This is a genomic window from Pseudomonas sp. MYb118 (genome assembly GCF_040947875.1).
In the GTDB taxonomy this organism is placed as follows: Bacteria; Pseudomonadota; Gammaproteobacteria; order Pseudomonadales; family Pseudomonadaceae; genus Aquipseudomonas.
Window position 1 is genome coordinate 2,364,558 of sequence record NZ_JBFRXN010000002.1, and the last position, 13,211, is coordinate 2,377,768.

Consider the following 13,211-nt stretch of genomic DNA (forward strand, 5'->3'; position numbering starts at 1 on the left):
GAACCGCTATGCCCGTCACCCCCGCTTCCGCCAGCCTGCACGGTGCGCTGCTGGAAAAGAACTCGCCCGACTGGCTGATCGACGCCAGCGCCGAGCGCCGTCAGGCGCTGAAGGACCACGCCGTCCCAACCCCCGACTGGTACAAGCAGGCCACCCGCGAGCAGCGCGCCGCAGTCGGCACGGCGGTTGCCGCCAGCCTCGCCGCGCAGAATCGCCTGGACAAGGTCATGGCCGGCCTGCAAACGATCGACGCCTTCGCCGAGCCGCTGCTGGTCAAGGCCCTCAAAGATCAATACAAGGTCGAACTGGACCTCAACACCACCGTCATCAGCCTCAAACAACCGCTGGAGTGGGGCATCCAGGGCACCGATGTCGGGGCCTACGAGGTGTTGCGCCTGCCGCTGCTGCAAGCCGCCCTGCATAACTTCGAGGCGTCGGAAGCAGAGGACAACGCGTTCCACGCCTCCTCGGGTTTTCTCACGCAAACGGCGGGCACCTTCACCGCCCTCGACACGCCGTTTACCGTCACGCAGTTCACCCGGCTGTGCCGCGAACTGGACATCGGCGTGAAGTACCAAAGTTATCTCAAGGATTTCTTCAAGCCTGATGAAGGGCAAGCCCTGCGCCTGCCTTTCATTGATGCGCAGAAAACCGCCCTGCGCACCGCCGCCGAACTGGCGCTGTTGAAAAAGGACATTCTGCCTGCGGACTACTCCATGATCCTGCAGGTGATCGACGGCGCAACCGACCCCGGGATGGGCGACCAGCAGGTGTGGTTCCGCGACCTGTTCATGATGAAGCGGCGCATGACCGGCTGCGTGCTGTTCATCATCTGCGAAAAATACCGCTACCCCGAATCGTTGATCCTGTACATCCCCAACGACCCGCTGCACCCGCTCAAGCGCTACACCTTCGAGGGCATGCGCGCGATGTTCAAGCAGCGCTTCACCACCCGCGATACCGCGCAACCCAGGGATGGCAGCCCAACCCCGGAGCAGCGCCAGTTCAGCCGCTTCGTCGCGTACGCCGACCTGCCGCACTACTTCCAGACGTTCACCAAGGATGCGGCCGATCTGCCGCTGGTGCAGAAAATCAGCCCCTATCTGGCCATCGCCAACAAAGTGTTGCAGGGGATCAACCCGTTCGCCGGTTTCCAGCACCTGCCCGAGGTTCCGGTCGATCAGCAGCCCAACGACGACCCCTTCCTGGCACCCGCCGGCATCCCGCGCAGGGGCGAGGGCCTTTGGTCGGAGAACATCGAGCTGTGGGGTTATCTGTTCGAGCAGTACCGCGACAAACTCATCGCCGACGCGCGCAGCCACGCGGTGCCCACGGCGGATGTCGATGCGCGGGTGCGTTCGGAAAAACTCGCGAACCTGCTGAACATCGGCATGCTGGCGCTGACCACCGTGGCGATGTTCGTGCCGGTGCTGGGCGAGGTGACGATGGTGGCGATGGTCGGGCAATTGATGTCGCAAACCTTCGAAGCCTCCATCGAGTGGAGCGAGGGCGACATTCAGGCGGCCAAGGCGCACCTGATCGACGTGGCGGAAAACCTGGCCTTCATCGCGCTGACCGCGGCGGCTGGCAAAACCCTCGGCAAGCTCACGGCGGCCAAGGCCACGCCGGTGATCGAGCAACTGGACGCCGTGACCCTGGCCAATGGCGAACGCCGCCTGTGGAAACCTGATCTGCGCGGCTACGAGCGCCCGGTGGCGGTGGACCGCGACGTGCCGGCCACGGACCTTGGGCAATTCGAGTTCGACGGCAAGACCCATGTGCGCCTCCATGACCAGTTCTACCAGAAGGCCTATGACCCTGCGCTCAAGCGCTGGCGCGTCGAGCATGCAGCCGACACCGGCGCCTACCGCCCACCGCTGAGCCACAACGGTCGCGGCGCCTGGCGCCACGTGCATGAACGCCCGCTGAAGTGGGATCGGTTGACGTTGTTGCGGCGTATGGGACCGGTGACCGACCGTTTCACCGATGAGCAACTGCTACAAATCGCCGACATCAGCGGCGCCAGTGACAACACCCTGCGCCGGATGCACCTGGACAACGCCGCGCCGCCGCCTGAGCTGGCCGATGCATTGCGCCTGTTCGAAGCCAATCAGGATGTGGCGCAGGTCATCGAGCAGATCGAAACCGGCCGGGCCATCGATGATCGATACCTGTTCATCTTGCCGCTGGTGGCCGAGCTGCCACGCTGGCCGGCGGGGCGGGTGCTGCAAGTGTTCGAAGGCGCCGAATTGTCCGGGCCGTCGCTCAAGTACGGCTCCGAACGGCGGTTGATCAGCGCCAAGCGCAAGGCGCCGATCCGCATTAGCCGTGCCGACGTGCTCAGCGGCGCGTTGCCGGCGCGCATCCTCGCGGAGCTCGATGAAACGGAAATCGTCCGCCTGCTGGGAGGCGAGCCGGCGCGGGTCAAGGAAGCCCGCCCTCTGGAGTTTCGCAAGCAGATCGCCGACTTTGCCCGGACCCGCCAGCCCGCACTGTTCGAAAGTCTCTACAGCGGCGCGACCCCGCCGGACCCGCAAGCGGCCAAGCTGCAACGGCTGTGCCCAGGGCTCAGCGAGTCGGCGGCCCATCGCGTGCTGATCCAGGCCACGGCCGAGGAATTGACCCGCCTGAACACCGGCCACGCTCCGCTGCGCCTGCTGGAGCAAGGGCGCTGGTACGCGCAACAGGGTCGCGTGGCACGGTCGCTGGCCGGCTTGCACACGCCCAATCTGTTGTCGGCCGACAGCAAGCGCCTGGCCCTTCATACACTGGCGCGGCTACCCGGCTGGTCGGGTAAGGTGCGCCTGGAAATCCGCGACGGCCATATCGAAGGCCCGCTGGTCGATGCCATTGGCGACCCGGCCTGCGCGACGCGCAAATACCTGGTGAAAAAGGGGCCGATGTATCAGGCGTTCAATGACCGCGGCGAAACCCTCAACGGTTTACCGCGAGACGGTGACAACTTCTACCCCTCGATCCTGCACGCCTTGCCCGATGAAGCGCGTCAGGCCCTGGGCATTCCCGGCGTGGGGCAGAGCGCCGATCTGCAACGGGCGATCGTCGAGCAGGCCATCGCGCAGCCTCTTGAAACTGCACGGCTGGTGCGGGAGCCGTCGGCGCGAAAGCCATGGTTCAAACCGCCGCAGCGTATTGCCCAAAACCTGCTCGGCTACCCGGCCAGTGGTGATGGGCAATGGGCGGACGCGGATTTGATCGAACGGGTGCAGCTGGTGTACCCGCAGCTGGCGGATGCCGATGCGCAGAAGCTCTTGCTCGACCAATGGCGCCAGGGCAAGAACCGCCGACAGATCATGCAGTGGCTCGAAATGCGCCTGGAAGAGTGGGACATTCTAGAGGCGACCCTGGACGAATGGGTGGGCGCGGACACTTCCACGCGAACCCTGTTGGGTGGCAAACGCGAGGTGGCACAAGCGCTGAAGTTTGCCTGGCGCAACGCGCCGTTGATCTGGGCCAGCCCCACGGCGACGTCGCGGCTCGACCTGTTTCTGGACGCGCCCTTGCCGGCGTTGACGGCGGACTTTTCCCATGTACGCGAGCTGGGCCTGGGCGGTCCGGGCCTGAACGATGTGAACCTGGACAGCTTTCTGCGCGCCTTTGGCCAGATCGAGCAATTGACGATCACGGTGAGCAGTTCGCTGGTGCACAGCATCCCGACAGCACTGGGCAGCCTGTCCCGGCTGACACACTTGCGGATCTTCTCGAACTTTTCTTTCAGTGAGAAGCAGATCACTGCGCTGGAAAACATGACACAACTGGAACACCTGCAAATGCGCGGCTTGCTCGGTGCGCCTGCCAATTTCGATGTGAGCCGCTTGACCCGCCTGCGCAGCCTGACCATCGCGCAATTCGACATGATCGAGATGCCTGAAGGTGTGCTCCGGTTACCCGACCTGGAGCGCCTCGACCTGCGCGAAACGCAGATCAGGCAGTTGCCGGAAGAACTGCTGGATGGCCACCACGATCGTCAGTTGGCCGGCCTGTCGATGGAGTGGTTCTGGTTTTCCCGGGAGGCGTTCAAGCCTGTGTATGAGTACGTTAACAATCACCCCGCGCACCTGATTGATATCGAGGAAATGGTCAAGGGCTATTGCCGAGGGCGGCTGGGGCACTTGAGTGGTTCACCTGCGGGCGCGTTTCGGCCCTCCACGCAGACGCCGTTCGTGCTGTTGTTCGATGCGTTCATGCGCCGGTGGCAAGGGGCTGAGGCCAGGTTCGCGGCTATCGAGGCGGTGCTCGATCAATACAGCGAGCTCGATCATCGACTCAAGGCCTGGCGAACCGGAATGAACGCGCAGGGAAGTCTCAACCTCACGTTAACGCTACCAAGGCTCAGACTCAGTTGGTACGAAGGGCTGCTGCATCGCTACGGCGTACGTGCATACATGCCGGCACTTACGCTGACCGGGATAACAGCGGCCGAATTGCCGCAGTTCGCCCGCGAAGATTTCGCCCACGTGACGACGTTGTCGCTGCGCGAAATGCGCGCGCCTATCGAGCAGGTACCGGGTTTTCTCGGCAACTTCAGCCAGTTGCAAAACCTCGACATGAGCGGCAGTCAATTTGCGGATATCGAATTGTCGCGCGTCGGTCTGGATGTCAGTGGGTTGAGCCAACTCAAGGCCTTGAACCTCAGTGGAACCAATCTTGAATTTTGGCCAGCCGGCACAGAGAACCTGACCTGGCTGGACTTGAGCAACACCGCCATCAGCACCTTGCCGGATGACGTCCTGGCGAGTGATGAGCGGTTGCTGCGCACGCACCTGAAAGGTACGCCATTGCCGCCTCAGGTTCACGAGGCGCTCACGGCCACCCGTGCACGCATCGAGCAGGCCAGGGGCCTGCCGCCCGGCACCCTCGAACGCCTGGCCGGCGATCCGCTGCCCCGGGCCTTTCCCCCGCCAGAGACGGTGGCGTCGATTTTCCTGTCGCTGTTGCCGCTGCCGGTCGATGCGCCAGCCACAGAAGGCCTCGCCCAGCGGTTGCAGCGGGTGTCCCCGCTGCCGGATGACGAAGCGTTGCGGGCGATTGCGCAAATGCGCGCCGATGGGCTCAGCGAGGCGCGGGTGGCAGAACGCATCGGCAGTTGGCACCGGGACCTGGTGAGTCTGACCCGCCAATTGAACGGCTGGCTGTGCATCCGCGAAACCGAAGGCGCGGGTTGGCAGGTGGCGTCGCATACTCGCCGCCTGGCGGCGTTGCGCATTGTCCAGTGCTGGCGCGAAAGCCTGATCGGCTGGAGCGGTATCGCCGACCGCACGCTGAGCCTCGATGGTTTGCAGGTGGGCAACCTGCCCGAACTGCCGGTGCGGTTCCCCCATGTGGAGTCCCTGGACCTGACGGCGGTCAGGCTGTCGGGCCAGGACTCCAATGGGTTCCTCAGGACGTTCACCGGGCTGCGCAGCCTGACGCTCAGCGGCCAGGCCTTACCCGAACTGCCGCGTGCCCTCTCGTCCATGGCCATGCTGGAACGCTTGGCGCTGTCGGGCATCGAGTTGCTCGACCCGCAGGAAGTCTACTCGGTGCTGGGCCCGCTCGAGCACCTGCACTGGCTGGACCTGAGCCACAACGACATGCCGTCCTTCAGCGTTGCAAGCTTGCCGCGACTGGAAGTGCTGGATCTGCGCAACAACCTGATCACGCACTGGCCCGAGGGCACGCTGCACTCTACGCATCTGCGCGAGTTGAACCTGAGCGGCAACCGCATTGCCGACATTCCCGTCGAGGCCTTCAATGGGCAACACGACGGCCTGATGCAGGGCACGGACCTGTCCGACAACAGCCTGTCGGGTGACAGCCTGATGCGTTTGTGGGAATACGCGCAGAGCGTGCAGCCCAACGCATGGCTGGGTTACACGCCGGATGATGTCGACCTGTTGCTCGACGAGTCGGGCAGTGGCAGCGAGGAGGAGGTGACGGTCGAGAGCGATGTTGACGAAGGGCCCATGCCCGTCCTGCCGGACGAGGTGATCACCCAGCTCGAGGCGCGGCCTGAGGATCTGCAACCGTGGCTCGAGGTGCTTGACCCCGCCGTGGCGGCCAGCCACCGAACGCTGTGGAATCAGTTGGCGGCCGAGCCTGACAATGGCGCGTTTTTTCACCTGCTGGGGTTACTGCGCCTGACCCCTGAGTACCGCCTGGCGCGCGCGGACTTGACCCGGCGGGTGTGGGACGTGTCGAGTGCCGCCGCCGAGAACAGCGAATTGCGCCAAGCCCTGTTCGGCATGGCCAGCACCCATGGCACCTGCGAGGACGGGCGGATCCTGACGTTCAGCGCCCTGGAGGTGAAGGTGTTCGAGAACAAGGTGCTGCAGGGCATCGCGCCGGATCGCCTGGAAGAAAAAGGCGCGGCGTTGTTGCGTTTGTCCCGTCAGTTGTTTCGCCTGGGCAAGGTCGAGGAGTTGGCCGACAAAGCCATCGGCGCCCATGGCGACCCGGCGGAAGTACGCCTGGAATACCGTCTGGGCCTGGCCCGTGGCTGGCCCGACGGCCTGGAGTTGCCCGGGCAGCCAAAACACATGATGTATGGGCGGCCCATCAGCGGCGCGGTGTTGCAACAGGCTCGCGCGACCATTGAAGCCATGGAACGCTCGGACGCGTTTTATGAAGACCTGATCAGCCGCGATTACTGGGTGCAGTACCTGGAGGAAAAATACCCCGAGGCGTTCAGCACCCTGAACCGCGACGCCGCCCGGCGGCAAGGCCAAGTGGAGGATGCCCACCAGGGGCTGGGCGACGCCGGGTACGCGGGAGCGGTGGAAATGCTCGGCATCGAGCTGAGCATTGCGCGCAACGAGAAACTGATCGAGCTGTCGCGCCGGGAAACCGCGGCAACATCGGCCACCTGACGCCATTGATCGTTCCCACGCGGAGCGTGGGAACGATCGACGACCATCGCGAGCAGGTTTCAGAACAGGAAATACCGCTGCGCCATCGGCAGGGTTTCTGCCGGTTCGCACCATAGCAATTGCCCGTTGGCCTTGACCTGGTAGGTCTGCGGGTCGACGTCGATGGCGGGCAGGTAGTCGTTGTGGATCAGGTCGGTTTTCTGCACGTCGCGGCAACCTTTGACCGCGGCGATTTTCTTCTTCAACCCCAGGGCCTCGGGAAGGCCCGCCGCCTGCGCTGCCTGGCTGATGAAGGTCAGGCTGGTGGCGTGCAGCGAGCCGCCGTAGCTGGCGAACATCGGTCGGTAATGCACCGGCTGCGGGGTCGGGATCGAGGCGTTGGCGTCGCCCATCAGGCTGGCCGCAATGGCCCCGCCCTTGAGGATCAACGTCGGCTTGACCCCGAAAAACGCCGGGCGCCACAGCACCAGGTCGGCCCATTTGCCCACTTCCACCGAGCCCACTTCATGGCTGATGCCGTGGGTGATCGCCGGGTTGATGGTGTACTTGGCGATGTAGCGTTTGGCGCGGAAGTTGTCGTTGCCTGCGCCGTCGCCGGGCAGCGGGCCGCGCTGTTTTTTCATCTTGTCGGCGGTCTGCCAGGTGCGCGTGATCACTTCACCCACGCGGCCCATGGCCTGGCTGTCGGAGCTGATCATCGAGAACGCGCCGAGGTCATGCAGAATGTCTTCGGCGGCAATCGTCTCGCGACGGATACGGCTCTCGGCGAAGGCCACGTCCTCGGCGATGCTCGGGTCCAGGTGGTGGCATACCATCAGCATGTCCAGGTGTTCGTCGATGGTGTTGCGGGTGAACGGCCGGGTCGGGTTGGTCGAGCTGGGCAGCACGTTGGCGAACCCGCAGGCCTTGATGATGTCCGGCGCATGGCCGCCGCCGGCGCCTTCGGTGTGATAGGTGTGGATGGTGCGGCCCTTGAACGCGCCGAGGGTGGTTTCGACGAAACCGGACTCATTGAGGGTGTCGGTGTGGATCGCCACCTGCACGTCGTAGTCGTCAGCCACGCTCAGGCAGTTGTCGATGCTCGCCGGGGTGGTGCCCCAGTCTTCGTGCAGTTTCAGGCCGATGGCGCCGGCCTTGACCTGCTCGATCAACGGCTCGGGCAGGCTGGCGTTGCCCTTGCCGGTCAGGCCGATGTTCATCGGGAAGGCATCCGCCGCCTGGAGCATCCGCGCCAGGTGCCAGGGCCCCGAGGTGCAGGTAGTGGCGTTGGTGCCGGTGGCCGGCCCCGTGCCGCCGCCGATCATGGTGGTGACGCCGCTCATCAGCGCCTCTTCGATCTGTTGCGGGCAGATGAAATGGATATGCGTGTCGATGCCGCCGGCGGTGAGGATCATGCCTTCACCGGCGATCACTTCGGTGCTGGCGCCGATGGCGATGGTCACGCCCGGCTGCACGTCCGGGTTACCGGCCTTGCCGATGCCGGCCACGCGCCCGTCCTTGAGGCCGACGTCGGCCTTGACGATGCCCCAGTGGTCGACGATCAGCGCATTGGTGATCACCGTGTCGACCACCTCGGCGGCGAGCAACTGGCTCTGGCCTTGGCCATCACGAATTACCTTGCCGCCGCCGAACTTCACTTCTTCGCCGTAGGTGGTGAAGTCCTGTTCCACTTCGATCCACAGTTCGGTGTCGGCCAGGCGGACCTTGTCACCGACGGTGGGGCCGAACATGTCGGCGTAGGCTTGACGGGAGATCTTCATTCGTTTGCCTTGAGATTCGATTGAATGTGAAAAACATCGCGAGCAGGCTCGCTCCCACAGTTGATCGCAGGCACCTGTGGGAGCGAGCCTGCTCGCGATTGAAATCTACAGGTCACCCATCACCCGCCCGGCAAACCCGAACACCCGTCGCAACCCGGCGAAATCCACCAGCTCGACCTCGCGACTCTGCCCCGGTTCGAAGCGCACCGCCGTCCCCGCCGGAATGTTCAGGCGCATGCCACGGCTGGCCGCGCGGTCGAAGGTCAGCGCGTCGTTGGTTTCGAAGAAGTGATAATGCGAGCCGACCTGGATCGGCCGATCACCGCTGTTGGCCACTTTCAAGCTGAGGGTACGGCGACCGACATTGAGTTCGATATCGCCGGGCTGGACCTGGATTTCACCGGGAATCATCAGTGGGCTCCCTGCAGGACTTTGTAGTAGAGGGCGGTGGGTTTGTAGCGACCGCTGGGGTCGCAGGCGTAGTCGGGGATTTGCCCGGCGCGGGTGTAGCCCAGCGCCTGGTAGAAGTCCTCGGCGGGCGAGCCGGCTTCGGTGTCGAGGTAGAGCATGCCGCGCTTGTGCGCCAGCGCCGCCTGTTCCAGCGCGCTCATCAGCTGTTGGCCCAGGCCACGGCGGCGCGCCTGCTCACGCACCAGCAGTTTCTGCACTTCGGCACGGTTCAGGCCGTTGGCTTTCTGGCACAGGCCCAGTTGCACACTGGCCTGGACTTCCTCGTCCTTGACCACCACCCACAGCAGCACGTTGCCCTTGGCCAACTGCTCCTGCACCTCATCGAAATACACACGTGCCTGGGCGGCATCCAGGTCGGCCATGAAGCCGACGCTGGCGCCGTAGCCGACGGCATCGAGCAGCAACTCGATCAGGCCCTGGCGGTAGTGCGCAAAGCTTTCAACATTGACGCGGCGCAGTTGAGCAGCGTTCATCGGGGCTTACTCCTTGCTGGCGGGTGGTTCGGCGCCAGGGTTGAGGGTCAGTTGCATGAAGGTCAGATCCAGCCAGCGACCGAACTTGGTACCCACCTGCGGCATCTGCCCGGTGATCACGAAACCGGCGCGCTCATGCAGGCGGATGGACGCGGCATTGCCGCTCTCGATGGCGGCGACCATCACGTGCTTGTCGCAGACCCTGGCGCGCTCGATCAGCGCGTCCATCAGTTGCGGGCCCAGGCCATTGCCGCGTTGGTCGCTGCGCACGTAGACCGAGTGCTCCACGGTGTGGCGGAAACCGTCGAACGGCCGCCAGTCACCGAAGGAAGCGTAGCCCAGCACGTTGTGGTCACCGTCGACGATCACCAGAATCGGGTAGCCCTGGGCCTGGCGGGCGCTGAACCAGGCCTGGCGGTTGCCGAGGTCCACGGCCTGTTCGTTCCAGATCGCCGTGGTATTGAGCACGGCGTCGTTGTAGATGTCGCGGATCGCTGGCAGGTCGGCATGCAGCGCGTCGCGGATGGTGTAAGTCATGGGCAGTCTCAAACGATAGGTTGGTGGACGGTGACCAGCTTGGTGCCGTCGGGGAAGGTGGCTTCGACCTGGATCTCCGGGATCATCTCCGCGATGCCTTCCATCACTTGTTCGCGGGTCAGCAGGGTGGTGCCGTAGTGCATCAGCTCGGCCACGGTCTGGCCGTCACGGGCGCCTTCGAGCAATGCCGCGGAGATGTAGGCCATGGCCTCCGGGTAGTTGAGTTTCACACCGCGCGCCAAACGCCGCTCGGCGACGAGGCCGGCGGTGAAGATCAGCAGCTTGTCTTTTTCGCGTGGGGTCAGGTCCATCGTTGAGCATCCATCTGGGCAGATAAAGTAAATCGGTTAAACACAGATCCCCCCCTGTGGGAGCGGCGGTGCGACGATTCGACTTGCTCGCGAAAGCTGTGTGTCAGGTGGCACATTCGGTGAATGATTCACCGCTTTCGCCAGCAAGTCGAATCGTCGCACCGCCGCTCCCACAGGAAGCAGACCGCGTTCAGGTGCTCCATATTCGCGGCGGCACGGCTTCCCGGCCAAGCAAGGCCGGGCGCAGCAATGCCCACAACGCAATCAACCACCCCCGCGCCAACAACGCCTCACTCGCCAGGCAGCGCGCCACCAGCAGCCCCGGCAACTGGGTCAGGTCACCGCGTACATCATGGTCCAGCGCACGGCATCGCTCCAGCAGTTCGCCATCGACTTCACCGGTGACCAACAACGTAGCGAACACCGGTTGCCCATCCAGGCCAATCGGCGAGTCGAGCAGGCCGTCGCCGCCCTCGATGCGCTGACGTTCATGCCAGAGCAGGCGGCCGTCGCGGCGCACGTCCAGGCGAGCCTGGAAATGCCCCAGGTCGAAGCGCTCGCCACTGGCCGGGCGGCCCAGCGCGACCACGTCCCAGTAGAACAGGCGGGCATCGCCTGCAAGGTCAATGATGGTGCTGAGCTGCGCCTGGGCCGCGCTGTAGACGATGGTTTCCTGGGGCAGCCATTCCAGTGTCGCGCCATCGCCGACCTTGAGGTTCAGGCGCTGATGGGCGGGCCCGGCGGCGCGATACCACTTGGCCGCGCCGGGGCTGGTGATCTGCGCCCAGGCCTTGGGTCCGACGCTGGCCGAGATGTCCAGGCGATCACCGCCGGCAATGCCGCCCGGCGGGTGGACGATGATGTGCTGGCACACCTCGGGCCCTTCGGCATACAGGTGCTTCTGCACCCGCAGCGGCCCCTGGTGGCGCCGCTGCACCGGGCGCGTGCTGTCGCCGAAACGGGCATAGCCCAGTTCCAGCTCGGCATGCCAGCTGGGGGTGAACACGGCGCCAGTCGCGGGGAGGGTCATAGTCGGTGCTTTTGGTGGCAATGCCTGGAGGATTGCAAAGGCTGTGCCGCCAGTGGATGGCCGGACGCAATGGTCACCAGGGCATCGTGTCGCACCATTAAGGGGCGGCATGCGCAATAGGCTGCAATAACTTGGTGCCAATGGGTGTTTGGGTGAGATCTATCTACCGCATGGCGTGAACGTTTGTGCACCAACATCGGCGCATGCGCTCCCCCTATTCGTGGCGACTTACCGATTGGAGTATTTCGATGACCACAAACACTGACACGGCCGGTGTGCCGGTGCTGCCCGCTCTGAGCCCGCCTTGCGCTTCTGCGGACGATGCAGCGTATTGGCTGCATCGGCACGACCGAGGCACTGAAAAAGAATACGGTGCGCTGATATTGCGCCGCGACGATGGCCAATTCTTTGCCACCACCCCGATAGCGGATGAGGTGGATGCCTTTGATTTCGAGCGCCTGCTGGCATTCGAACGGACCACGCAGACCATCATCCACCCGCCGGGTTACCACTGCGTTGCCTTGTTTCACAGTCACCCGCAACACGAGCGCGAGGTTGCCCGGAGGTATCCTCACTACCGCGAGGAGCAGGTCAGGTTGCATCTCACGTTGCCCTCCACGGTCGACCTTTCGCTGTCGTTCAGGCAATCGGCGGTTTTGCAGCAGCAGTACATTTCCAGTGCTTACGGCTCGCTGATTGCCTATTCCATCGATCCTCAATACGCCCGGCGCAGCCCTACCTATCGAATGGGCTCGACCCCGGAGAGCCGGGTCAGGAGGATCGTCGCCATCGGCCAGTTTCGTGTCCTCGAACCCGGCACGGTCTGGCATGGATTGCGTGGTCGCGTCACCGCTGACTGGGTGCCCTACCAGCCTGTTTCTGGCTGACCTGGTGGTTGTTCAAATCGTCACCAGCCCGCGCACGCCTTCAGCTTCCATGTGTTCGCCGCGGCCCTGTTGCACGATCTCGCCACGGGACATCACCAGGTACTGATCGGCCAGTTCCGCGGCGAAGTCGTAGAACTGTTCCACCAGCAGGATCGCCATGTCGCCGCGTGCTGCGAGCTTTTTGATTACCGCGCCGATTTCCTTGATCACCGACGGCTGGATGCCCTCGGTGGGCTCGTCGAGGATCAGCAGACGCGGGTGGCTGGCCAGGGCGCGGCCGATGGCCAGTTGCTGTTGCTGGCCGCCGGACAGGTCGCCGCCGCGCCGCTGTTTCATTTGCAGCAGCACCGGGAACAGCTCGTAGATGAACGCCGGGACTTCTTTCGCCTGGCTGCCGGGAAAACGCGACAGGCCCATCAGCAGGTTTTCTTCCACGGTCAGCCGCCCGAAGATTTCCCGGCCCTGAGGTACGTAGGCGATGCCGGCGTGCACCCGCTGGTGCGGCTTGAGCGTGGTGATCGGCTGGCCTTCCCAGCTCACCGCACCTTCCTTGGCCGGCAACAGGCCCATCAGGCATTTGAGCAGGGTGGTCTTGCCCACCCCGTTGCGCCCGAGCAGGCAGGTGACTTCGCCGACCTTCACCTCGAACGTCAGGCCGCGCAGGATGTGGCTACCGCCGTAGTACTGGTGCAGTTTTTCGACTTGCAGCATGTCTTGTTTCTCCGCAGATCTTCCTGCTTGAAGTTTCTCCCCTGTGGGAGCGAGCCTGCTCGCGATAGCGGTATGACAGGCAAGGATGAGGAGGCTGACACTCCGCCATCGCGAGCAGGCTCGCTCCCACAAGGGGGCATTTCACACAGGGGACTGTGTTCGCAC

General features: G+C 64.1%; 9 protein-coding genes. 2 read left to right on the forward strand and 7 right to left on the reverse strand.

Annotated elements, in window-relative coordinates; translation table 11 throughout:
• Positions 1 to 8 precede the first annotated feature (8 nt).
• Positions 9 to 6,866 carry an NEL-type E3 ubiquitin ligase domain-containing protein gene (locus tag ABVN20_RS16670; protein ID WP_368556804.1) on the forward strand — a complete coding sequence of 2,286 codons (6,858 nt, stop codon included), beginning with the start codon at positions 9 to 11 and terminating at the stop codon, positions 6,864 to 6,866.
• Positions 6,867 to 6,925: 59 nt separating this feature from the next.
• Here ABVN20_RS16670 and ureC read toward each other — a convergent pair whose 3' ends face one another.
• The 6 genes from ureC to ABVN20_RS16700 form a co-directional block, all read right to left on the reverse strand.
• Positions 6,926 to 8,626 (reverse strand): urease subunit alpha, encoded by a 1,701-nt coding sequence (gene ureC, locus ABVN20_RS16675; protein WP_368556805.1) that lies wholly within the window; start codon positions 8,624 to 8,626, stop codon positions 6,926 to 6,928.
• Between the two features lie 105 nt (positions 8,627 to 8,731).
• Positions 8,732 to 9,037: an urease subunit beta gene (locus tag ABVN20_RS16680; RefSeq protein ID WP_368556806.1), complete on the reverse strand. Its 306-nt coding sequence runs from the start codon at positions 9,035 to 9,037 to the stop codon at positions 8,732 to 8,734.
• Complete coding sequence (locus tag ABVN20_RS16685; protein ID WP_368556807.1) at positions 9,037 to 9,570, reverse strand: GNAT family N-acetyltransferase; 534 nt, start codon at positions 9,568 to 9,570, stop codon at positions 9,037 to 9,039. Before ABVN20_RS16685 ends, ABVN20_RS16680 begins: the two co-directional genes overlap by 1 nt.
• Positions 9,571 to 9,576: 6 nt before the next feature.
• Positions 9,577 to 10,107, reverse strand: coding sequence for an N-acetyltransferase family protein (locus ABVN20_RS16690; protein WP_368556808.1), 531 nt, complete (start codon positions 10,105 to 10,107; stop codon positions 9,577 to 9,579).
• Between the two features lie 8 nt (positions 10,108 to 10,115).
• Positions 10,116 to 10,418: an urease subunit gamma gene (ureA, locus tag ABVN20_RS16695; protein WP_368556809.1), complete on the reverse strand. Its 303-nt coding sequence runs from the start codon at positions 10,416 to 10,418 to the stop codon at positions 10,116 to 10,118.
• 190 nt (positions 10,419 to 10,608) lie between these two features.
• Entirely contained in the window at positions 10,609 to 11,448 is an 840-nt protein-coding gene (locus tag ABVN20_RS16700; protein ID WP_368556810.1) for an urease accessory protein UreD, read from the reverse strand.
• 248 nt (positions 11,449 to 11,696) lie between these two features.
• On the opposite strand from ABVN20_RS16700, the gene ABVN20_RS16705 reads away from it, so the two are divergent.
• Positions 11,697 to 12,335, forward strand: a complete 639-nt coding sequence (locus tag ABVN20_RS16705) for a DUF4329 domain-containing protein (protein ID WP_368556811.1) — start codon at positions 11,697 to 11,699, stop codon at positions 12,333 to 12,335.
• A 12-nt stretch (positions 12,336 to 12,347) separates the two neighbouring features.
• On the opposite strand, the gene urtE is transcribed toward ABVN20_RS16705, so the two are convergent.
• A complete protein-coding gene (gene urtE, locus ABVN20_RS16710; RefSeq protein WP_368556812.1) occupies positions 12,348 to 13,046 on the reverse strand; it encodes an urea ABC transporter ATP-binding subunit UrtE in 699 nt (232 codons plus the stop codon).
• Positions 13,047 to 13,211: the final 165 nt, after the last annotated feature.

What these genes read in the sequence shown, in the direction of transcription:
- ABVN20_RS16680 (WP_368556806.1), bottom strand. Translation starts at nt 9,037, where the DNA reads ATGATTCCCGGTGAAATCCAGGTCCAGCCCGGCGATATCGAACTCAAT.
- ABVN20_RS16670 (WP_368556804.1), top strand. Translation starts at nt 9, where the DNA reads ATGCCCGTCACCCCCGCTTCCGCCAGCCTGCACGGTGCGCTGCTGGAA.
- ABVN20_RS16705 (WP_368556811.1), top strand. Translation starts at nt 11,697, where the DNA reads ATGACCACAAACACTGACACGGCCGGTGTGCCGGTGCTGCCCGCTCTG.
- ureA (WP_368556809.1), bottom strand. Translation starts at nt 10,418, where the DNA reads ATGGACCTGACCCCACGCGAAAAAGACAAGCTGCTGATCTTCACCGCC.
- ABVN20_RS16690 (WP_368556808.1), bottom strand. Translation starts at nt 10,107, where the DNA reads ATGACTTACACCATCCGCGACGCGCTGCATGCCGACCTGCCAGCGATC.
- ABVN20_RS16685 (WP_368556807.1), bottom strand. Translation starts at nt 9,570, where the DNA reads ATGAACGCTGCTCAACTGCGCCGCGTCAATGTTGAAAGCTTTGCGCAC.
- urtE (WP_368556812.1), bottom strand. Translation starts at nt 13,046, where the DNA reads ATGCTGCAAGTCGAAAAACTGCACCAGTACTACGGCGGTAGCCACATC.
- ureC (WP_368556805.1), bottom strand. Translation starts at nt 8,626, where the DNA reads ATGAAGATCTCCCGTCAAGCCTACGCCGACATGTTCGGCCCCACCGTC.
- ABVN20_RS16700 (WP_368556810.1), bottom strand. Translation starts at nt 11,448, where the DNA reads ATGACCCTCCCCGCGACTGGCGCCGTGTTCACCCCCAGCTGGCATGCC.